This is a genomic window from Acidithiobacillus sp. (assembly GCF_023256195.1).
In the GTDB taxonomy this organism is placed as follows: domain Bacteria; phylum Pseudomonadota; class Gammaproteobacteria; order Acidithiobacillales; family Acidithiobacillaceae; genus Acidithiobacillus_A.
In genome coordinates, this window is sequence record NZ_JAGDWX010000018.1 from 44,275 (window position 1) to 63,792 (window position 19,518).

Annotated in this window: 26 protein-coding genes; 9 read left to right on the forward strand and 17 right to left on the reverse strand. The window is 64.5% G+C overall.

Annotation, left to right across the window (positions count from 1 at the left end):
- The first annotated feature begins 55 nt into the window (after positions 1-55).
- The 4 genes from Q0C23_RS03745 to rfbB are packed head-to-tail and all read left to right on the forward strand — an operon-like array spanning position 56 to position 2,993.
- Positions 56-391, forward strand: coding sequence for a DUF3579 domain-containing protein (locus Q0C23_RS03745; RefSeq protein ID WP_291511040.1), 336 nt, complete (start codon positions 56-58; stop codon positions 389-391).
- Entirely contained in the window at positions 391-960 is a 570-nt protein-coding gene (locus Q0C23_RS03750; RefSeq protein ID WP_291511041.1) for a hypothetical protein, read from the forward strand. Before Q0C23_RS03745 ends, Q0C23_RS03750 begins: the two co-directional genes overlap by 1 nt.
- Positions 950-1,852 (forward strand): dTDP-4-dehydrorhamnose reductase, encoded by a 903-nt coding sequence (rfbD, locus tag Q0C23_RS03755; RefSeq protein ID WP_291511042.1) that lies wholly within the window; start codon positions 950-952, stop codon positions 1,850-1,852. The genes Q0C23_RS03750 and rfbD overlap by 11 nt, the downstream gene beginning before the upstream one ends.
- Positions 1,853-1,868: 16 nt before the next feature.
- Positions 1,869-2,993, forward strand: coding sequence for a dTDP-glucose 4,6-dehydratase (rfbB, locus tag Q0C23_RS03760; protein ID WP_291511043.1), 1,125 nt, complete (start codon positions 1,869-1,871; stop codon positions 2,991-2,993).
- A gap of 42 nt (positions 2,994-3,035) precedes the next feature.
- On the opposite strand, the gene Q0C23_RS03765 is transcribed toward rfbB, so the two are convergent.
- Complete coding sequence (locus Q0C23_RS03765) at positions 3,036-3,596, reverse strand: 3-deoxy-D-manno-octulosonic acid transferase (protein ID WP_291511044.1); 561 nt, start codon at positions 3,594-3,596, stop codon at positions 3,036-3,038.
- 120 nt (positions 3,597-3,716) lie between these two features.
- Here Q0C23_RS03765 and glgA point away from each other — a divergent pair, with 120 nt between their 5' ends.
- From glgA to Q0C23_RS03790, 5 genes are all read left to right on the forward strand, one after another.
- The gene (glgA, locus tag Q0C23_RS03770; RefSeq protein ID WP_291511045.1) at positions 3,717-5,180 is read left to right on the forward strand and encodes a glycogen synthase GlgA; all 1,464 of its coding nucleotides are present in this window, start codon (positions 3,717-3,719) and stop codon (positions 5,178-5,180) included.
- A 157-nt stretch (positions 5,181-5,337) separates the two neighbouring features.
- The gene (locus Q0C23_RS03775) at positions 5,338-5,784 is read left to right on the forward strand and encodes a hypothetical protein (RefSeq protein ID WP_291511046.1); all 447 of its coding nucleotides are present in this window, start codon (positions 5,338-5,340) and stop codon (positions 5,782-5,784) included.
- Between the two features lie 24 nt (positions 5,785-5,808).
- A complete protein-coding gene (nth, locus tag Q0C23_RS03780; RefSeq protein ID WP_291511047.1) occupies positions 5,809-6,468 on the forward strand; it encodes an endonuclease III in 660 nt (219 codons plus the stop codon).
- The gene (locus Q0C23_RS03785) at positions 6,447-7,550 is read left to right on the forward strand and encodes an FIST C-terminal domain-containing protein (protein WP_291511048.1); all 1,104 of its coding nucleotides are present in this window, start codon (positions 6,447-6,449) and stop codon (positions 7,548-7,550) included. Before nth ends, Q0C23_RS03785 begins: the two co-directional genes overlap by 22 nt.
- Positions 7,551-7,613: 63 nt before the next feature.
- The gene (locus Q0C23_RS03790; protein ID WP_291511049.1) at positions 7,614-8,534 is read left to right on the forward strand and encodes a L,D-transpeptidase family protein; all 921 of its coding nucleotides are present in this window, start codon (positions 7,614-7,616) and stop codon (positions 8,532-8,534) included.
- Between the two features lie 63 nt (positions 8,535-8,597).
- Here the strand turns inward: Q0C23_RS03790 and Q0C23_RS03795 are convergent, their stop codons facing one another.
- The 16 genes from Q0C23_RS03795 to Q0C23_RS03870 form a co-directional block, all read right to left on the reverse strand.
- On the reverse strand, positions 8,598-8,903 hold the full coding sequence (locus Q0C23_RS03795; RefSeq protein WP_004870478.1) for an Lpp/OprI family alanine-zipper lipoprotein: 306 nt from the start codon (positions 8,901-8,903) through the stop codon (positions 8,598-8,600).
- A 180-nt stretch (positions 8,904-9,083) separates the two neighbouring features.
- Positions 9,084-9,491 (reverse strand): PTS fructose transporter subunit IIA, encoded by a 408-nt coding sequence (locus tag Q0C23_RS03800; RefSeq protein WP_291511050.1) that lies wholly within the window; start codon positions 9,489-9,491, stop codon positions 9,084-9,086.
- Positions 9,488-10,384, reverse strand: a complete 897-nt coding sequence (gene rapZ / locus Q0C23_RS03805; protein WP_291511051.1) for an RNase adapter RapZ — start codon at positions 10,382-10,384, stop codon at positions 9,488-9,490. The genes Q0C23_RS03800 and rapZ overlap by 4 nt, the downstream gene beginning before the upstream one ends.
- Positions 10,381-11,328 carry an HPr(Ser) kinase/phosphatase gene (gene hprK / locus Q0C23_RS03810; protein ID WP_291511052.1) on the reverse strand — a complete coding sequence of 316 codons (948 nt, stop codon included), beginning with the start codon at positions 11,326-11,328 and terminating at the stop codon, positions 10,381-10,383. The genes rapZ and hprK overlap by 4 nt, the downstream gene beginning before the upstream one ends.
- Positions 11,329-11,346: 18 nt before the next feature.
- Entirely contained in the window at positions 11,347-11,796 is a 450-nt protein-coding gene (locus tag Q0C23_RS03815) for a PTS sugar transporter subunit IIA (protein ID WP_291511053.1), read from the reverse strand.
- Positions 11,797-11,800: 4 nt separating this feature from the next.
- A complete protein-coding gene (raiA, locus tag Q0C23_RS03820) occupies positions 11,801-12,142 on the reverse strand; it encodes a ribosome-associated translation inhibitor RaiA (RefSeq protein WP_291511054.1) in 342 nt (113 codons plus the stop codon).
- 96 nt (positions 12,143-12,238) lie between these two features.
- Positions 12,239-13,672, reverse strand: coding sequence for an RNA polymerase factor sigma-54 (locus Q0C23_RS03825; protein ID WP_291511055.1), 1,434 nt, complete (start codon positions 13,670-13,672; stop codon positions 12,239-12,241).
- A gap of 6 nt (positions 13,673-13,678) precedes the next feature.
- Entirely contained in the window at positions 13,679-14,404 is a 726-nt protein-coding gene (gene lptB / locus Q0C23_RS03830; protein WP_291511056.1) for an LPS export ABC transporter ATP-binding protein, read from the reverse strand.
- Positions 14,401-14,937, reverse strand: coding sequence for a lipopolysaccharide transport periplasmic protein LptA (gene lptA, locus Q0C23_RS03835; protein ID WP_291511057.1), 537 nt, complete (start codon positions 14,935-14,937; stop codon positions 14,401-14,403). The genes lptB and lptA overlap by 4 nt, the downstream gene beginning before the upstream one ends.
- Positions 14,927-15,478: an LPS export ABC transporter periplasmic protein LptC gene (gene lptC, locus Q0C23_RS03840; protein ID WP_291511058.1), complete on the reverse strand. Its 552-nt coding sequence runs from the start codon at positions 15,476-15,478 to the stop codon at positions 14,927-14,929. The genes lptA and lptC overlap by 11 nt, the downstream gene beginning before the upstream one ends.
- Entirely contained in the window at positions 15,475-16,020 is a 546-nt protein-coding gene (locus Q0C23_RS03845) for an HAD family hydrolase (protein ID WP_291511059.1), read from the reverse strand. The genes lptC and Q0C23_RS03845 overlap by 4 nt, the downstream gene beginning before the upstream one ends.
- The gene (locus Q0C23_RS03850) at positions 16,017-17,048 is read right to left on the reverse strand and encodes an SIS domain-containing protein (RefSeq protein WP_291511060.1); all 1,032 of its coding nucleotides are present in this window, start codon (positions 17,046-17,048) and stop codon (positions 16,017-16,019) included. The genes Q0C23_RS03845 and Q0C23_RS03850 overlap by 4 nt, the downstream gene beginning before the upstream one ends.
- Positions 17,035-17,358 (reverse strand): hypothetical protein, encoded by a 324-nt coding sequence (locus tag Q0C23_RS03855; RefSeq protein ID WP_291511061.1) that lies wholly within the window; start codon positions 17,356-17,358, stop codon positions 17,035-17,037. The genes Q0C23_RS03850 and Q0C23_RS03855 overlap by 14 nt, the downstream gene beginning before the upstream one ends.
- Positions 17,359-17,418: 60 nt before the next feature.
- A complete protein-coding gene (locus Q0C23_RS03860; RefSeq protein ID WP_291511062.1) occupies positions 17,419-17,853 on the reverse strand; it encodes a hypothetical protein in 435 nt (144 codons plus the stop codon).
- Positions 17,843-18,532, reverse strand: a complete 690-nt coding sequence (locus Q0C23_RS03865; RefSeq protein ID WP_291511063.1) for a nucleotidyltransferase family protein — start codon at positions 18,530-18,532, stop codon at positions 17,843-17,845. The genes Q0C23_RS03860 and Q0C23_RS03865 overlap by 11 nt, the downstream gene beginning before the upstream one ends.
- The gene (locus Q0C23_RS03870; protein WP_291511064.1) at positions 18,505-19,518 is read right to left on the reverse strand and encodes a phosphotransferase; all 1,014 of its coding nucleotides are present in this window, start codon (positions 19,516-19,518) and stop codon (positions 18,505-18,507) included. Before Q0C23_RS03870 ends, Q0C23_RS03865 begins: the two co-directional genes overlap by 28 nt.

The window sequence follows — 19,518 nt, forward strand, 5'->3', positions numbered from 1 at the left end:
CCTGACCGCCCTGCTTTGCGGTATGCTATGGCGCCGGTTCACGGAGGGGCGCTGCATGATCATCATTGAAGGAATCACGGCCAGCGGGCGCAAGTTCCGACCCTCGGCCTGGGCGGAGATGCTCATCGAGGGCGTGGGCCTCGCCCACTTTGGAAGCGACCACAAGATCCACTACCTGCCGTACATCGAGCCTGCCACCATCAACGGCAACGCCGCCATCCTCATGGACGAGGAGCTCGAAAAGATCCGCCCCGAGGCCTACAAGGAGATTCTCCACTTTGCCAAGGAGAACCACCTGGTGATGCACTACGAGCCAGGCAGCGTAGCGCAGAAGCGGGCCAGCCTGCTCGGTGAGATTCCGCGGCGCGACTCGCGCCGCAGCAACGTCTGATGACCGCCCCCTCGCCCAGCGCACGCCGCCTTTTTGCCTGGCTTCTACTGGGCATCATCGGCGCTTATGGTATTGGCGCCATCGCCTTGAGTGTGCACATCATCCATCGCCAGGCCGCCGTCCGGACGGAACTCACCCTGGCCCTGGAAAACCTGGATCGCCTGCACCAGCTCGTGGCCATCAGTGCGCCACAGGACCGTGCGGCCGTCGATGCCGCCTGGACCGATCGGCGGGCCCTGCTGTTGCCCTCGGCCAAGGTCGCTGCCAAGCTCGAGGACAGTCTTCTGCGGGAATGGCGCGACGCTGCCCCGCGTGCCGCCTGCGGCGCCGCCGACTCGCCCTTCCAGACGGAGCTGCCCAGTGCCCGCGGTCTTCGCGCCTGCCACATATGGGTAGAGCGCCAGGGTGCGGAGATTCGCGTCCAAGCCTACGATACCCAGGGCCTGCCCATGGACAACTTCTACGAATTTCTCTATCCCTACCCACCCACTGCCACCGCGGGACGCGAATCGTCCTCCACCATCCTCTATCCTGCCCTGCACGACCTGCTCGACCGCTATGGACGCTGATAAGCGCAAAACCTCCAAGCGGGTTCTCATCACGGGTGCGGGGGGCCAGGTGGGGCGTGCCCTGGCGCAGAGTGTGCCAGCAGGGGTCCAGGCCATCTTCGTCGATCGCCAGCAACTGGACATCAGCGATGCGGCAGCGGTCACCGCCTGCGTCTGCGCCCACCGACCGCAGATCATCATCAACGCAGCCGCCTACACCGCCGTGGATCGGGCCGAATCGGAACCGGACCGGGCCCAGGCCATCAATGCCGTGGGCCCTGGCCACCTTGCCCGCGCCGCTTCGACCCTGGGTGCGGAACTGCTCCACATCTCCACCGATTTTGTGTTCTCGGGGAGTCAGGGAGAGCCCTATCGACCTCGGGATGCCGTGGCACCCGTCAACGTCTACGGTGCCAGCAAGGCAGCGGGTGAGCAGGCCATCCGCGAAACCCTGGGCGAAGACGCCCTCATTCTGCGCACCAGCTGGGTCTATGCTCCTTGGGGCCAGAACTTTCTGCAGACCATGCTGCGACTCATGGAAACCCGGCCACGGTTGCGCGTCGTCTGCGATCAGGTGGGCAGCCCCACCTCCGCCCTGAGTCTCGCCGACGCCCTCTGGCAGGCCACCGCACAGCGGGATTTCCGGGGTACCCAGCACTGGACCGACGCCGGCGTCGCCTCCTGGTACGATTTTGCCGTGGCCATCCAGGAAGAGGCCCTGGCCTTGGGTCTGCTCTCCCGCAGCATCCCCATCGAGGCGATTCCTGCGAGTGCCTATCCGACTCCGGCCCGGCGTCCAGCCAACAGTCAGCTGGACAAGACCGAGGCCTACGCCGCCCTGGGCGCGGCGCCGCACTGGCGCGTTGCCCTGCGCCGGGTGCTCAGCGCCCAGGCGACTTCATCCACCGCTTGATTCCAAGAGAGCCACCATGCCGAACAACGACATCTTCCCGGAGAGACGCCTGCTGGTGACGGGCGGTGCCGGCTTCATCGGTGCCAACTTCTGCCACTACTGGCTGCATCAGCATCCCCACGCCACCTTGGTCGTACTGGATGCCCTGACCTACGCCGGCAACCGGCACAGTCTGGCCGGTCTGGAAAAGCGGCCGGGCTTTCGCTTCGTCCAGGGCGACATCAACGATCAGAATCTCGTGGAGCGGCTGTTGCGGGATCATCGCCTCAATGTGTTGGTGCACTTCGCCGCGGAAAGCCACGTCGACCGCTCCATCCACGAACCCGACGCCTTCATCCGCAGCAACATCCTGGGTACCCACAGCCTGCTGCGGGCAGCCAAGGCGGTTTGGCTGGACGGACCCCAGGGGTCCGTGCCCCATCGCTTCCACCACATTTCGACGGACGAGGTCTACGGCAGCCTGGGTCCCGAAGACCCTCCCTTCCGCGAGGATACACCCTACGCACCCAACTCACCCTATGCCGCCAGCAAGGCCGGCGCCGATCATCTGGTACGGGCCTACCACCACACCTATGGACTGCAGACGACCACCAGCAACTGCTCCAACAACTATGGGCCCTACCATTTCCCGGAAAAACTCATCCCCCTGGTCATCGTCAACATCCTCCACAGCAAGCCTCTGCCCATCTACGGCGATGGCCGACAGATTCGCGACTGGCTGTACGTCGAGGATCACTGCCGCGGGATTGCCGAGATCCTCGAACGCGGCGAGGTGGGGCAGAGCTACAACATCGGCGGCTGCAATGAGTGGAGCAACCTGGATATCGTCCAGCTCATCTGCGCTGAAGTGGATGCGATCTTTGCCGAGGACGATGCTTGGCTGCAACGCTACCCCCTGGCGGCTCCGAGCCGTGGACGGCCATCGGCCGAACTCATTCAGCACGTGCGCGATCGTCCCGGCCACGATCGCCGTTACGCCATCGATGCCCAGAAAATTCGCGGCGCGCTAGGCTTCGCGCCGCAATTCTCCTTCGCCGAGGGGATCCGTCAGACCATCCGCTGGTACCTGGAACACCCCGATTGGTGGCGGCCCATTCTGGACGGCAGTTACCGCGACTGGATCGAGCGCCACTACGCCTGAGGCATAGCCCCCGCTACCCGAGCAGAGAGATGGTCTGTCCGCTCAGCGGGTCTGCCACCAGGCGCGGGCCTTTCCAGCCGCCTCCCGGGCCGCTTCCGGTTCCGTAAGCCAGGCCTTGGCAAGTTCCGGGATAGCGGCGATGCTGTCGGCCTGCACGGCGCCGCCTGCGGCCACCAGGGCCCGGCTCGCGGCATCGCTGGCCTTGGGTCCCAGAACGATGGGGCAGCCCGCTTGGATGGGGCTCGCCAGATCCACGGAACCCCCGACCAGACTCCCCCCGGGAACACAGAAATCGGCACAGCCGTAGAAGTCGTCCCGCACCGCTGCCGTCTCGACGAAATAGACGCGGGTCTTGATGGGCACGAAGCTCGTGAACAGGCGACTGTGGCGGATGGTCTGCAGGTGGTACTTGATGGCGTCCCGGTAGACGGGTTCGTAGCGTTCCGGGAGGTCCGGCGCGAGAATCATGACGCCCATGCGCAGTCGCATCAGCGCCAGAAACACGGCGTAGGCCTCGGGCTCCTCATCCTGATGGGTGTTGGGGAAGTACACCACCAGTCGCCCGCGATCCCGAAACTCCTTGAAACGTTCACAGATATCCATGTCCCGTCTTCCTTGGCCAAAGCCCCCTGCGGCGAGGGGTCGCAATCCTTGAGGAATATACGGGAGACACCGGGAATATTCAAAAAAGGCGATGAAGCCCACGGGCTTTCGTGCTAGGGTATGGTCCCTTTGGCAAAACGGGAGCAGCCCTTGCGGATCCTCTTCGTGACCTCGGAAATGGCCCCTTTTTCCAAGACCGGCGGCCTCGGGGATGTCAGCGGCGCCTTGCCCCGCCAGCTCTTGGCGGCAGGGGAAGATGTACGCGTGCTGGTCCCCTGGTATGGTCGGCCGGATTCCGCGCAGCTGCGCCATCGCGCCGATCTCTGGCTGCCGTTCAGTGGCGAGCGGGTGGAAATCCTGAGCCCGATGGATCATCCGCAGTGGCTTTTCCTGCGACACCCGGACTATGAGCGCCCGGGGTCCCCGTACCAGAATCCCGCGGGTGAGGACTGGCCCGACAACGCCGAGCGATTCGCCCGTCTGTGCCGGGCTGCCGCAGAAATTGCCCAGGGACGGGTACCGGAACTCTCCTGGCAGGCGGAGCTCGTTCACGCCAACGACTGGCAGACGGGGCTTGTGCCCTATCTGCTGGAGCTGGAGGCGCGCATCGGCGCAGCGCGACCGCGCACGCTCCTGACCATCCACAATCTGGCCTATCAAGGTCGATTCGACCCCGCGGTTCTGGAGCGCCTGCATCTGCCAGTCACGGACTTTCATCCGCAGGGGACCGAGCTCTACGGCAGTTTTTCCTTCCTCAAGGCGGGCCTCGTCTACGCCGATCACCTGAGCACGGTGAGCCCCACGTACGCCCGGGAGATCCAGCGCCCGGAATTCGGTATGGGGCTCGATGGTCTGTTACGGGCCCGCAGCGGCGCGCTCAGTGGAATTCTCAACGGCATCGACAGCGAGCAATGGAATCCAGCCGCCGATCCCTACCTACCGGCCCACTACAGCGCCGACGATCTGCAGGGCAAAGCCACCTGCAAGGCGCGCCTGCAGCAGGAGCTGGGGCTGTTTCCGGATCCGCACGTGCCGCTGCTGGGCATGATCAGTCGCCTGGTAGAACAGAAGGGCTCGGACCTCGTCCTCGCCCTCGCCCCGGAACTCCTCAAGCGCGGTCTGCAGCTGGTGGTTCTGGGCAGTGGCGAACGGTCGCTGGAGCAGCGTCTGCGCGAACTCGGTGCTACACACCGTGGCCAGATGGCAGCGCGGATCGGCTTCGATGAGGCCCTGTCCCACCGCATCGAGGCCGGTGCCGACATGTTCCTGATGCCCTCCCGCTTCGAGCCCTGCGGCCTCAATCAGATGTACAGTCTGCGCTACGGTACCGTCCCCATCGTCCAGGAAACGGGTGGTCTTGCCGATACCGTCCACGATGTCGACGGACCCATGGCCCAGCTCGGCAACGGTTTTGTCTTCCACCCGGCGCAGGTCGATACCCTGCGTGCCGCCATCCTGCGCGCCGAGCGCTACTTCCGGCGGACCGCACTCTGGCACGAGTTGCAACGGCGCGGCATGAGCGAAGACCATAGCTGGCGAAGTGCCGCCCTTGCCTATCGGGACCTCTATCGCAGCCTCCTCTAAGGTCCCGTGCCGCACAGCGAAGGGCGGCGCGCAAAACGCGGCGGCAGCGTTTTTACGAACCTCCTGGACGAGGCTCGTCTTGCCGCGAGGTCGCTTGGGTGGCCGGCCGCGCTACCCCATAACCCGGCAACGGGTCTATAATGGCTCGCGATAATTCATGAACGATCCCAAGGAGTACAGCATGGCAGGACACTTTCCTTTTTCCGGCAAGGCCAACAGGGTTTCCGTTTTTGCCTTCTTCGAGGCCCATAACTGGGGCCTGGAAGCACAGGAAAAGTACTTCGAGCACTGGTATACCTGGACCAAGAATTTCGTCATGAACGACCCGGATCTGCTGGCAGCCAAGGGTGTGCTCTTTCAGGGCGAGCATTTCCACTTCGGGACCCACGCGGATCATGAGTTCCACCTGCACGGTTATGCCATCGCTACCCGCCTGCTGGACCTTGGCGAGTTCATCAAGGGCAGCATCTTGCCCAAGCTGGATCCCGATGCCCTGCACCGGCTGGAAGAAGAGCACCACCACTGGATAGAGGACGCCAACGCCGTAGCGGCCAAGCATCCCCGCCCCGAAGCTCCGGAGATCGGACGCTATCGCCACGTCTGAGTTGCCCGGCACTCCCTCCCGACCTTGAAGCAGGCCCGCAGGAAGCGCGCGGCGCAATGTTTTGCAGCGCTGCGCGCAAGCATCCCGGACCCGCGCACGGAACTTCACTACGCCAGTCCTTTTCAGTTACTGGTGGCGGTGGTGCTCTCGGCGCAGAGCACCGACAAGGCCGTCAACCTCTGCAGCGCCGGCCTGTTCGCGGCAGCACCCACACCCGAAGCGATGTGGGAACTGGGCGAGGACGGTATCCGCGCCCACATCCGTAGTCTGGGTCTCTTCAACGCCAAGGCACGGCACGTCCACGCCTTGGCGGGGGTCTTGGTAGAGCGTTATGCCGGACAGGTCCCCAACACGCGCGAAGCGCTGGAATCCTTGCCTGGAGTGGGACGCAAGACCGCCAACGTGGTCCTCAACACCCTCTTTGGTGAACCCACCATCGCCGTGGATACGCACATTTTTCGTGTCGCCAATCGCTTGGGGATCGCCCCCGGCAAGACCCCGCTCGCGGTAGAGAAAGGCCTCATGGAGGTGGTCCCGGAGGAAATGCGCAAAGATGCCCACCACCTGCTGATCCTGCACGGTCGCTACACCTGCACGGCGCGTAAACCACATTGCGGCAGCTGTGCCCTCTTCTCCTGCTGTGCTTGGCCCGACAAGACTCTTTGGCAGCGGAGCCCCAGCTAAGCACCGGTTTCGCCTCGGGTGCGCGGGCGCCGGCGGCCCTCCTGACCGAAGCCATCACCATGGCGCGCGCGGCCATAGGGCAGGCCGAGATCACCGCCGCCATCGTGCTGTTCAGCCCGCCGCACCTCCTGCTGCCGCGTGAGGCCTTGCGTCGCGCGCGGACCGAACTCGGTTGTCTTCAGTTCGTGGTCGGTACCTTTCCCGGCGTCTTCACCCAGGACGGCAGTGCCCTGGGCAGTTCCGCCTGTGCGGTACAGCTTTTCGCTGCGCCCCTCGGTCTTGCCTGGGCCCAGTCGGCGCGTTCTTTGGCGGGCACTCCCTTCCTGTTGTGGGACCGGCCCAGGGTCGGACCGCCCCACTATGGTGAAACTTGCCCCGGCGGCGCCTTCGGTGCCGTTGGCAGTCACATCAGCCAGTGGCAAGGGGCCAACGGTCGACCGCTTCCGGGTGGTCTGTGCCTGCAACTGGTGGGACCATTGCAGGCGCGGAGTCAGGCCTCGCGGGGCCTGCGGGCGCTCACCGAGCTACTGCCCGTGCGCCGTCAGCAAGGTGCCTTGCTCCTGGCCTTGGAGCGCTACTCAGCACTACCCCTGCTGGCCCGCAATATTCCCTACGCCCTGCGCCAATCCCGTAAACTGCCCCTGGATCGTTTCGTGGTGGTGGAAGTGGCGGAAGACGAGGACATGGAGCCGGAACTCCTGTCCATCACCGCTACCGATATCGGTCAGAGCGGTCTGTGGCTGGAGCGACCCCTGCGCCACGGTGCCAGGGCCTATCTGGCGGTCCGCGATCCCGAGCTTGCACGGCGCGATACCCGCTTGGCCCTGGACGCCCTCGCGGCCAGCGATGTGGTGGCAGAGACGGCGTGGATCAGCAGCTCCGTCGGGCGGGGGGCGCAGTTCTTTGGCCAGCAGGACGACGATCTCGTCCTATGGAAGGAGCGTTTTGGTGCCTTGCCGGTGCTCGGGGTCTACGCCCTGGGAGAGTTCCATCCCAGCAGCGCGGGCCACACCCGATTGCTAAGGTTCAGCAAGGTCTTTACCATGATGGGAGCACTGCGGCGGCCAAGCGCCATGGGCTGAGCGCGGCAGGCACACAGATCGGGTCGACCCGACCGTGAGTCCAGAACCCAAGAGGGAGCTTACTTGAACATCGTCACTCGTATTGCGTTGTCGCTCGCCTGTCTGTGTAGTGCGGCTTCCGTCACCGCAGCGGAATTCCCTTTGCCACCGCCGCCGGACAATGTGATCGGCAGCCTCGCGTATACCGAGGCCCGCTACGAAGATACCCTCATCGACATCGCTCGCCGCCACGACATCGGCTACGACCAGATGCGTCTCGCCAATCCGAAAGTCGATCCCTGGCTCCCCGGTGCCGGGACGCAGGTACTCATCCCGGGCGAGACCGTACTGCCCGACGCGCCACGCCAGGGCATCGTCATCAATCTCGCCGCCATGCGTCTTTTCTATTACCCGCAGGGCGGGAAGGGTGCGACGGTGGTGAGCTACCCGCTCGGGATCGGCCGCGAGGGCTGGCGCACGCCTCTAGGGCAGACGCGGGTGACGAGCAAGGTCAAGGATCCCACCTGGACGCCGCCGGCCAGCATCCGTGCTGAGCATGCGCAAAATGGCGACATGCTTCCGGACGTGGTCCCCGCTGGGCCCGACAACCCGCTGGGCCAGTACGCGCTGCGCCTGGGTTGGCCGGGCTATCTTATCCACGGTACCGACAAACCTTGGGGGGTAGGCATGCGCGTCAGCCACGGCTGCATCCGTCTCTACCCCGAAGACATTGCCAAACTCTATGCCGCCGTGCCGGCGGGCACCACCGTCACCGTCGTGAACCAGCCCTGGCTGTGGGGGCGGCGAGGAGATCATCTGTACCTGCAGGTCAATCCCGTACTGGACGATGACTCCAGTCCCGCCGAAATCGAGGCCCGTTTCATGATCTGGCTGAAGGAAAGCGCGCCCAAAGGTGTGCAGATCGCGCCGGCGCGCGCTCTGGAGATTCTGCACCGAGCCGAAGGAGTGCCGGTACTCGTTGCCATCCTGCCTCCGGCGGAATAGTCGTTGCTCTTGCAAAAAAAACCCCGCCGTCGGCGGGGCTTTTCCCGAAAACTTTCGGTGGTCTTACTTCATCATCGCCTTCTTGAACATGCGCTCCACCTTCTCATTGGCTTCTTCAGCCTTCTGATTGGCGGAATTGGCAGTGCTCATGGCCTGATCGGCGGTGCTCTGTGCGGCATTGGCCTTGCTCAGGGCCTCAGTGGCGGTGTTCTGAGCAGCATTAGCCTTCGCAAGCGCCTCGTTGGCCGTGGACTGCGCGGCGTCGGCCTTGGCAGCAACCTTGTTCAGGTCGGAGGTGGTGGCGCAACCGGCCAGACCCAAGGGCAGAATCAGCGCAGTAACCTTCAAAGCGGTGGTGAACTTGCTCATGACAGTCTCCTTTGTTGAGTTGGATAACGAGCAGTTAAAGCATAGTCAAAAAAAGTCCGGCGCACCAGCACGCACGGAGCCATTGGCTGCGCCCCGCTGTCGAGCATTCCGAGGCCGCCATTGTAGCAGTTCCGTACCCGCACTCAATATGCCGAACAGAGCAAAGAACGAAAAAAACGGCTAGGGCAGCGAAACTCCATCCTTATGGGGAAAAACACGAATTCCCTCGTGAGCGCCAGAGAGCACCGCATCCAACCACAGCTCCAGGGGCATCTCGCGGCGGGACAGGGCGCGCAAAAGCATGGGCAGATTGATACCCGTCACCAGTCGGGCACGCGCTCCGAGCATTTCCACAGGGACGATATTGGTGGGTGTTGCGCCAAAAAGATCCGTGAGAATCAGCAGGGCATCCGCCGGCGCCAGGCCCCGAATGCAATTTTGCAGCCACACCTTTTCCCATTCCAGGTCGCTGTCTGCGCCAATTTCCCGCAGCTCCACGGCATCGGGGACCGTGCCGAAGATATGCTCCAATACGGCCAAAAAACCCCGGCCAAGACCGCGGTGAGTCAGCAACAGGATGCGATTCACGGACGCATCTCGGTAATCTGCAGTTCGCGATGGTGGATGAGCACCCGCCGACCTTCCTGCGCCAGGAGATCGGCAAGCACCTCCGTCAGATACACGCTGCGATGCCTGCCACCCGTGCAACCCAGGGAAACGGTGACGTAGTTGCGATGATCGCGGGCGAAAGGCGCCAGCCACTGCTGCAGAAAATCGTTGAGGCTGTCGCGGGCGCGTACCAGCTCCGGACGCGCCGCCAGAAAATCCCGAACCCCGGGATCGCGACCGGTGAGCTCTCGAAGTTCCGGGTGATAATGGGGATTGGGTAGGGCCCGCAAGTCGAAGACGAAATCGGAATCCAGAGGCAGGCCGTTGCGAAAGGCGAAGGATTGCAGGAGCAGCACCAGCCCTCGATAGTGCTGCGAAGCCAGACTCCAGGCCTGCACCCGCAGGCGCAGTTCGTGGGCATTGATGCGCGAGGTGTCGAGGCGCTTGTCGGCCTCGCCGGCGAGGCTCTGCAGCATTTCCCGCTCCCGCCTGAGGACGGTCCGCAGTCCCGCTGCCGGGCTCCGGTCGGTGGCATCCGTCAGAGGATGACGGCGGCGGGTTTCGCTGTAGCGGCGGATCAGGGTGTCCTCATCCGCCTCCAGAAACAGGATACGGGGCTGCGCCTCCTGGCGCAGTTGCGCCAGTGCTGCGGGCAGGTCGTCGAGAAACTCGCGGTTGCGCACATCCACACTCACTGCCGCCAGAGCCTGCTCCGGCGCGCGCGCCCGCAGGGTGCGACTGAACTGTATCAGGAGTGTGGCGGGAAGATTGTCGACGCAGTAATAGCCTTGATCCTCCAGCGCCTGCAGGACCGTGGACTTGCCCGAACCCGACAGACCGCTGACGACGATGAAATCGCGCGCGACGGTCACGGCAACCCTGCGGCGGCCAGGCGCGTCTGGGCATCGAACTCGGCGAGCATGTCGATACCGGACTCCTTGACGTACTGACTGCGTGCGGCGGCCTCCACGAGTACGGCCAGATTGCGGGCGGGGCTCACGGGCAGACGCAGGCGCGTGAACTCTACGCCGAGGATCTGGAGTCGATCCACCTTGCCCTGCAGACGATCGATATCCGCCATCTCCATATCGGCCATTTCCTTGATCTCTATCACCAGACGCAGACGCTTGGAGCGCACGATGGCGGCCGCGCCGAAGAGCTCGCGGATATTGATGATCCCGAGTCCGCGTACCTCGAGAAAGTCCCGCAGGGCGGGCGGACAATGTCCGGTGATGACCTCGGGCGCCTCACGCACGCAGAGCACACTGTCGTCGGCCACCAGACGATGGTTGCGGCTGACCAGCTCCAACGCCAGCTCGCTCTTGCCGATGCCGGCCTCACCCTGAATCAGCACGCCCACACCGAAGACGTCCACCAGCACGCCATGCAGGAATTCCCGCGGCGCCAACTCCTGATGCAGAAAGTGCTGTAGCCGCGACAGCACCGCCCGCGCCCGCTGGGGCGCCGCAAAGACCGCTATCTGCTGCGCCCGTAGACGTTCCAGCAACACGGCATCGATATCTTCTACCTCACACAGCACCAAAAGACGCAAGCGCTCGTTGAGGAACTGAGGGATCTGCTCCGGCAGTCGGCGCAGGTAATCCAGCTCGAGTCTGCCCGCCACCTGCACCGGATGGGGCCGGATGAAATTGAGAAAACCCACGAGCGCGGCACCGCTGGCCAGGTCCTGTGCATCGACGCTGTGGTCGGCCGCGAGCACGCAAAAAGGGTCGGGAAGATGCAGACAGCGCCAGGAAAGCCCCTCTTCCAGCGCGTGAAAGAGTGCGGCACACTGAATCTGTCGTTCCAGGGCCATGCCGAGCCCGCGTCCGCCTCAGCCGCGGGCGTCGACCAGAAGTCGGTGAAAGCTCGCCGCTTCCGGTACCGTGCGCACTGCCTCTCGCAGGTCCTCACGCATGAGACGGCTGGCAAGGTCCGAAAGGATCTCGAGGTGCCCCGTCGTGGCATCTGCCGGCACCAGCAGGGCGATGAAGATCTGCACTGCCTCGCCGTCCGGCGCAGCAAAGGCGACGGGATGGCGGCTCCGCAGCGCCGCTGCTACCGGCTCCCGCACCTCGGTGGAACGGGCATGGGGCACGGCAACGCCATGCCCGATGGCTGTGGATCCCTGCTGCTCCCGTTCCTGCAGAGCCTGCCGCACCGCATCCGCCGGCGCCCCCGACTGCTGCGACAAAAGGCGGGCGAGCTCCGCCAGCACTGCCTCGGCACTATCGACATCGAGATCCAGAACGACGGCATCCAGTGCCAGGGGCAGAGAATTCATGGTGTCAGTCCGTCTGCATGGCAACACTGACGACGCCCGAGGGCTCGGCCCGATGGTCACGGAGCCGCTCCTTGTACTGCCGGATCTGTCCTTCGAGCTTGGCCGCCACGAGATCGATGGCCGCGTACATGTCGGCATCGTGGCAATCGGCGTGGAAATCGTGACCCGGAGAGTGCACGGTGATCTCTACGACATTGGGCAACTTCTCGTGGCTGAGGTGCTTCATCACCACGCGCGCATCCAACACGTGATCAAAATAGCGGTCGAGACGAGCGATCTTTTCTGAGACGTAGCTCTTGAGGGCCTCGGTGAGATCCAAGTGTTGTCCCGTTATGCTGATCTGCATGGCATTCTCCTTTAGACTTTAATGATATGGCCGCTCTGGATACCTACACGGGCTGGAAACAGTGTAGCGCCATCCCGGAGACGAACCAATCCCGACTCAGAGACGCCGTCTCTGGCTGGCCGGTGGGATATTGGCGCCTTCGCGGTATTTGGCGACGGTGCGGCGTGCGATCTGCACGCCCTGTTCGGCCAGGATCTTGGCAATATCGGCGTCGCTCAGCGGGTGCTGCGGGTCCTCGGCCTGCACGAATTTGGCGATGAGGGCGCGGATGGCGGTGGCGGACGCGGCCCCGCCACTGTCGGTGTTCACGTGACTGGAGAAGAAGTACTTGAACTCGAAGAGGCCCCTGGGCGTGATCATGTACTTCTGATTGGTGACCCGCGATACCGTGGATTCGTGCATCTCCACGGCCTCGGCAATGTCCCGCAGGACCATGGGCCGCATGGATTCGGGACCGTGACGGAAGAAGTCCTGCTGGCGCTCGACGATGGCGCTGGCCACCTTGAGTACCGTCTCCTGTCGACTCTGCAGGCTCTTGATGAACCAGCGCGCTTCACTGAGCTGATCCTGGATGTAGCGGTGCGCCGCATCGCGGGCGCCGGCCATTTCGGCGTAGTGCCGGTTGATGCGCAGGCGCGGCATGGCCTCGGGGTTGAGTTCGACGCGCAACCGTCGACCGCTCCAGCGCACGATGACATCGGGGATGACGTATTCGGCGGATTCTTCCCCCACCGTATTGCCCGGTTTGGGGTTGAGACTGGCGATGAGGGCCACCGCCTGGCGCAAGCTTTCGGGGTCGGCGCCAAGGAGCTGACCCAGACGACCATAGTCGTGCTTGCCGAGCAGGCCCAGTTGCTCCTCGACGATACGCCGCGCCAACCGCACCACCGGCTGCTCGGGTTCCGGTAGCTGCCGCAGTTGCAGTGACAGACATTCGCCCAGATCACGCGCCGCGACCCCGGGAGGGTCGAAGTCCTGGATCCTGCGCAGCACCGGCAGCACCTCGGCCGGCGGCAGCTCCAGAGTCGCTGCCAACTCCTCGATGCTGGCCACCAGGTAGCCGCTATCGTCCACGGCATCGATGATCACTTCGGCGATATTTCGTTCCGCCACACTGAAGTGGCTGAGGTCGGCCTGCCAACGGAGATAGTCCTGGAGGGACTGGGAGCGACTGTTGCGCGCCTCGAAATCCGGCAGATCGTCGTCCGCTGGCGGGCCTGCGGATGGTGTGTTGCCGAGGTCGTAGATATCGTCCCACTGACTATCCACGGGCAGATCGTTGGGCAGTGCATCGTCCGCATCCAGATCCAGCTGGCGCTCCTCGGCAGCGGTCTCATTGCGCGGCTCTGGCGCCTCCGCCGACTCGCTCCCCTCCTCGACATCCTCGTCCAGCAGTGGGTTGCTCTCCAGCATGCTCTGCACTTCCTGGCGCAGGTCGAGGGTGGAGAGCTGCAAGAGACGAATGGCCTGCTGCAGCTGAGGAGTCATGGTCAAATGCTGACCGAGCTTGAGTTCGAGTCCTGGCTTCATGGCGGTTCAGATCTTGAACTGATCTCCCAAGTACACTTCCCGCACCAGCGGGTTGCTCACCACCGCTTCGGGATCTCCCGAGGTGAGCACCGCACCATCGTGCAGTATATAGGCGCGTTCACAGATTCCGAGGGTCTCGCGGACATTGTGGTCGGTGATGAGGATGCCGATGCCCCGCTCCCGCAGACCTCGAATGAGGTGCTGCAGATCCAGTACCGAGATGGGATCGATACCGGCGAAGGGCTCGTCCAGAAGGATGAAGCGCGGGTTCATGGCCAGCGCCCGGGCGATCTCCACCCGTCGGCGTTCGCCGCCAGAGAGGCTGTGGCCCTTGGTGTCACGCAGCGCGTGTAGATGCAGCTCGCCCATGAGCCGCTCCAGCTGCTCTTCGCGTTCCAGCGGCGTGAGGGGAAGCTGCTCCAGCACGGCGAGGATATTGTCGGCAGCGGTCATGTTGCGAAATACCGAAGGCTCCTGCGGCAGATAGCCGAGGCCCAGACGCGCCCGCTCGTGCATGGGCAGATCGGTGATATCCTTGCCGAGCAGGGAGATATGGCCGCCGTCTGGACGCACCAAGCCCACCATCATATAGAAGGTCGTGGTCTTGCCGGCGCCGTTGGGTCCCAGAAGACCGACTACCTCGCCCGCCGCCACTTCCACCGAGACTTCCCGCACCACGGTCCGGCGCCGATACCGTTTGCAAAGGCCCTCGGCGTGCAGGGACTCGCTCATGGTTTCCCGCCGGGGCTGGCAGCGGTCTTGGCCGTACCGGGATAAAAGACCGACTGGACTCGCTGACCCGGTGCCGCACTGACGGTGGTGTGCTGGTCCTGCAGATGGTAGACCACCTGCTGACCGCTGACCTCGTTGGGACCCTGCCAGAGGTGGGCATTGCCCGTGAGGACGATCTCGCCGCTGCCCGGCCGATAGACCAGGGTATCGCCATAGCCATGACGCTGGGCGCTGGACATGGTGAAGGTGACCGGTGAACCCACGGCGGTCGCCACCTCCACCTTGCCTTGGCGGGCGTCGATGGTGAGTTTTTGTGCATGGATGACGATATCCCCCTGGGTCATCACCACCTTGCCGGTGTAGACCGCCTGCTGCTGCGGTTTATTCTGCGCGGTGAGGCTGTCGGCGCTGATGTGGATGGGACCCTTGCCGAGGGCCGCGTTCGTGGGCCCGACGGCAGCCCGAGCCGTCGGCAGGAGTGCCAGGCTGGACAGGGCGAGGATAACGATCAGTCGCGGTCGATCAGGGCACATAGCTTCCTTCCACATCATGCAGGAGACGGATTTCCTGGGTTTTCACCGAGGCCCAGAGGCCCACACCCTGCAGCGTGCTGCGACCGTGGGTAAGGAAAACGGGGTCGCGGCTGCGGATGATGCCGCTGCTGGGATCGTAGCGCAGCTTCTGAGTACGCAGGGTCGAGTCGGGTTGCAGCAGTCCACGCACGTCGCCCCACAGCGTCACGTCGCGATCCCGATCGTGGACCAGGGCATGCCGGCCACTCAGGAGCAGATCCCCCTCGGCGCGAAAGCGACGGATGTGTACATCGTTCAGGAAGGTTTCATCCTGCTTGGGCTCATGATAGGCAGAGGCAGCCGTGGCCAAAAGCTCCAGGTGACCGGCGGCGTCGTACTGCCGCAGGATCACCTGGGTGACGGATTGATCGCCACGGTGGATCTGCCCGTGCCAGTCGATGCCCGGCAGCTCCATCGCCTGCTTCGGCCAGGTCCACCAGACCAGGGCGGCAAGCAGGAGCAGGAAAAAGGGCATCAGTGCCTGGGACCAATGCCGCCTCACCCCTGGCCCTCCTGCAGATAGGGTTCCAGCAAACGGGTCCAATGCCCTTGGGCTTTGAGGATGGCCTCGCAGAATTCGCGCACGGCGCCGCCACCCCCGGGAGCCTGGGCGCGCCAATGCACCCGAGCCAGCACCTCGGGATGGGCGTCACCGGGACAAGCGGCGAGGCCAACACTGGTGAGAATGGGCAGATCGATGAGGTCGTCCCCCATATAGGCGATGGCCGTATTCTCCAGGTTCAGCTCCAGCTTCAGCTCTCGATAGGCCAGACGCTTGTCGAGGCTGCCCTGATAGACCCGGCGGATGCCGAGATCCTGGGCGCGATAGGCAAGGGCCGGAGAGTAGCGGGCCGTGATGAACGCAATCTCGATGCCGGCCTTCTGCAGCATCTTCAGGCCATGACCATCGCGTACGTGAAAGGCCTTGCTCTCCCGCCCTTCGGCATCGAAAAGCAGACGACCATCCGTAAGCACCCCGTCGACATCGAAAATGGCCAGGCGAATACCCAACCATCGTGCTTCGGGCACGCTGCGCTCGCTCATACGATACCCGCCCGCAGCAGATCGTGCATCGCCAGAATCCCCTCCAGTTGGCCGTCATCGCCCAGGATGAGAAGGGCATTGATGCGCTCGGCCTCCATCTGTGCCAGAGCTTCCGCCGCCAGCGCGGTGGCGGCGATGTGGCGAGGTCGTGGGTGGCAGAGCTCAGCCATGGGCAGGTCCCAGATTTCCTGTCCCCGGGTCAGCGCCCGCCGAAGATCACCGTCGGTAAAGATCCCCAGAACCCGATCCGCCTCATCCACCACCGTCGTCATCCCCAGACCCTTGCCGCTCATCTCGAGGATGGCCTCGCGCAGCGGGGTCTGCGGACACACCCGCGGGAGATCGGCACCTCTGCGCATGAGGTCCTGCACCCGCAGCAGCAGACGCCGACCCAGGGCACCGCCCGGGTGGGACAGGGCAAAATCGTCCGCCGTGAAACCGCGCGCACGCAACAGCGCCATGGCCAGGGCGTCACCCATGGCCAGGGTCGCGGTGGTGGAGGCCGTCGGCGCCAGGTTGAGGGGGCAGGCTTCACGCTCCACCCGACAGTCCAGGTGCACTTCCGCCAGCCGCGCCAGGGTCGACTGCGGGCGCCCGGTCATGGCGATGAGGGGCACACCGAGGCGCTTGACCACGGGCAGGATGGCCAGGAGCTCGGCCGTCTCTCCCGAGTAGGACAGAGCCAGCAGGACGTCGTCCCGAGTGAGCATGCCCAGGTCGCCGTGACTACCCTCGGCGGGATGGAGGAAAAGCGCCGGACTGCCGGTGCTGGCCAGGGTCGCGGCGATTTTCTTGCCGATGATGCCGGATTTGCCCATGCCGGTGACGACGATGCGCCCTCGGCAGTCCAGCAAGCGCTGACAGGCGGCGACGAAGCTTTCGTCCAAACGCTCCACCAGGGCCGCCAGGGCCGCGGTCTCCAGGCGCAGGGTCTCGGCGGCGGTGGCCAGGAGTTCTGCCGCCGCCACCGCAGGCGCCGCCGGGCGCCGGGCCGGTGGCGAGAGACCCAGGTCCTCAGTCTTGCGCATCGGACTCCGAATCCTGCTGATCGTCGGGCTCGTCGTTGTCGTCGGTTGCCTTGTCCTTGCCATAGAGGGCATGGTAGACCTCCTGACAGCGCGGGTGCTTGGCCATCACCTGGTCGACATCGGCGAAGGAGGCGGAACGCAGCAGCTGCCAGCATTTCACATTTTCACTGGCAAGGGCCTCGGGATGGCTGCGGTACCAGCCCGCCTGTCCCGTCTCGGAAGACGACAGGATCTCGGGCCGCTCGGACCAGAGCAGCAAGGCGATGAGGCCGATGGCCCCGATGACTACCAAGGTGTAGATGATTTTCATAGATCCAGTCGCTTGCAACACCCGTGAACCCACGTTCCGTGAACCCATGTGGGATGATTTCTAGACATCCTCTCCGTACTGCTGGTTGAGCAAGACCACCAGCGCCTCTTCGCGAGGACCGAGGTCGGCATAGAGAGAGGACGAAAAAGTATCCCACATTGTGTGCAGTTGGGCGAGGTCTGCCCCGCCATCCAGCTGCTCCAGACTTTCCGCTACCTTCCCCAAGGCATCACGCAGCTGCAGACCCGAGCTCAGGCAGTTCTTGATGCGCTCGCGCGGATGAGGAATCCACTGGCGGTCGCCGACGTAGGAGCGCAGCTTTTCGCCCAGGTCCAGGACGCGCTTGCGCAGGCGGCTGGAAGTGCCGATCTGGCTACTCTTGAGCTCTCCCCACAAACAGAGGTCCATGAGTACCAGCCAATCCCGACGCCATTGCTGCCGCTGGGCCTCCTCGGGGCGGGTCCAGCGTGCCACCTCTGCATCATCAAAGGCCATGCCTTCCTCCACAGGCGCGACGGGCGAGACGCCAGCGCGCCACCGTACCGACATCAAACCACAGTCCCTGGTGCAGACAGGCCGCCAGGCGCCCGGCTGCAGCCCACTCCCGCAACCAGGGGCCCAAGGGTGCCGGCGCCGCCGGCCGTCCGGCAAACCACGCCCCCGACAGGCGCGCCATGCCCGAGTAGGTATAGGCCGCCTGCCCAGCCTGTGGGCGCTCGACGCGCCCTCCGGCCACGGCAAAGTCGCCTTGGGGATGATGTTCCGGATTGGGCACCAGCACCAAGGTCTCGGTGGCATCGGCCGCCGTCAACGCTGTCCAGTCAAAGTCGCTGCAGATATCGCCGTTGGCCAGCAGGAAGGGGGCATCGCCAAGCAGGTCGCGGGCACGGACGATGGCTCCACCCGTTTCCAGGCGACCGTCCCGCTCATCGCTGTACAGAATATCCAGGCCCATGCAACGGCGGCCGATGTGGGCGCGGATCTGCCCGCCCAGGTGGCCGATATTGATGACCACCCGCTCCAGGCCCAGGCCGGCAAAGCGCTCCAGGTGGTGGTACAGAAGCGGCCGGCCTGCCACCTCCAGCAGGGGTTTGGGCACATAGTCGCTGAGCGGGCGCAGACGCTCGCCGCGACCGGCCGCAAGGATCATGGCCTGACGGACGACGGTGCCCACGGTGCGAACCACTCTCGATAGGGTGCCAGTTCCGGATCGCGTCCCAGACCCTGCCAGACGTAAGACCAGAAGCGCGGCAGAAACTCCAGGTAGTGCTCCTTGCCATCCCGTCGGGCGAGGCGGCAGAAGATCCCCAGGATCTTGAGATTGCGCTGCAGGGCCATGCTCTGCACCTGCTCGGCGAAGCGTTCCGGAGGCGGTGGCGCAAATCCGCAATCGGCGAGGCGCTGGCGGTAGCTCTCGATCCAGGCGGCGCGCTGCTGCGGGCCCCAGTCCCAGTATCGATCCCAGAGCAGCGAGGCGAGATCGTAGGTCCAAGGACCTTCCACCGCGTCCTGAAAATCGATGAGGGTCAGCTCCCCCGTGCGCGGATGCATGAGGATATTGCGGGCGTGGAAGTCGCGGTGCACCCACACCCTTGGCTGCGCCAGGGCCCGCGCCACCAGGGTGGCAAAGAGATCGTCCAGCGCCTTTGCCGCTGCGGATGATAAGGGACGTTCCTGCTGGCAGGGGAGGTACCAATCGCGAAAGAGCTGCAATTCGCCGTCCAGGCGAGCGCGGTCGTAGACAGGCAGAGCCGGCCGCCCCCACTGGCCACGGCCCGCCGCGGCCAGGCGCAGGACGAGATCCAGGGCCGCCTCCATATTGGCGGCCACCGGCGCGCCACGATCCAGCCGCGCCTTGAGATCCTCGTCGCCAAGATCCTCCTGCAGGATGAGTCCAAGGCGCGGCTGCACGGCAAGGATACGGGGCACGGGCAGACCCGCCCTCTGCCAGCGGTACTGGACCCGGAGAAAAGGCAGGAGCTCGTCCCCAGGTGGAAACTCGGCCAGTATGGCGCCACGCAGCCGCCAGTAGCGACGGGCGCTGGCATCGCCGCGCAGCGCCTCAATATGCGCATCCAACCGCTCCTGGGCAAGCCAGGACCGCACCTGGGCAGAGAGTGCAGGGGGTTCGACGACGGCAGTAGCGGGCGATTGCGACAT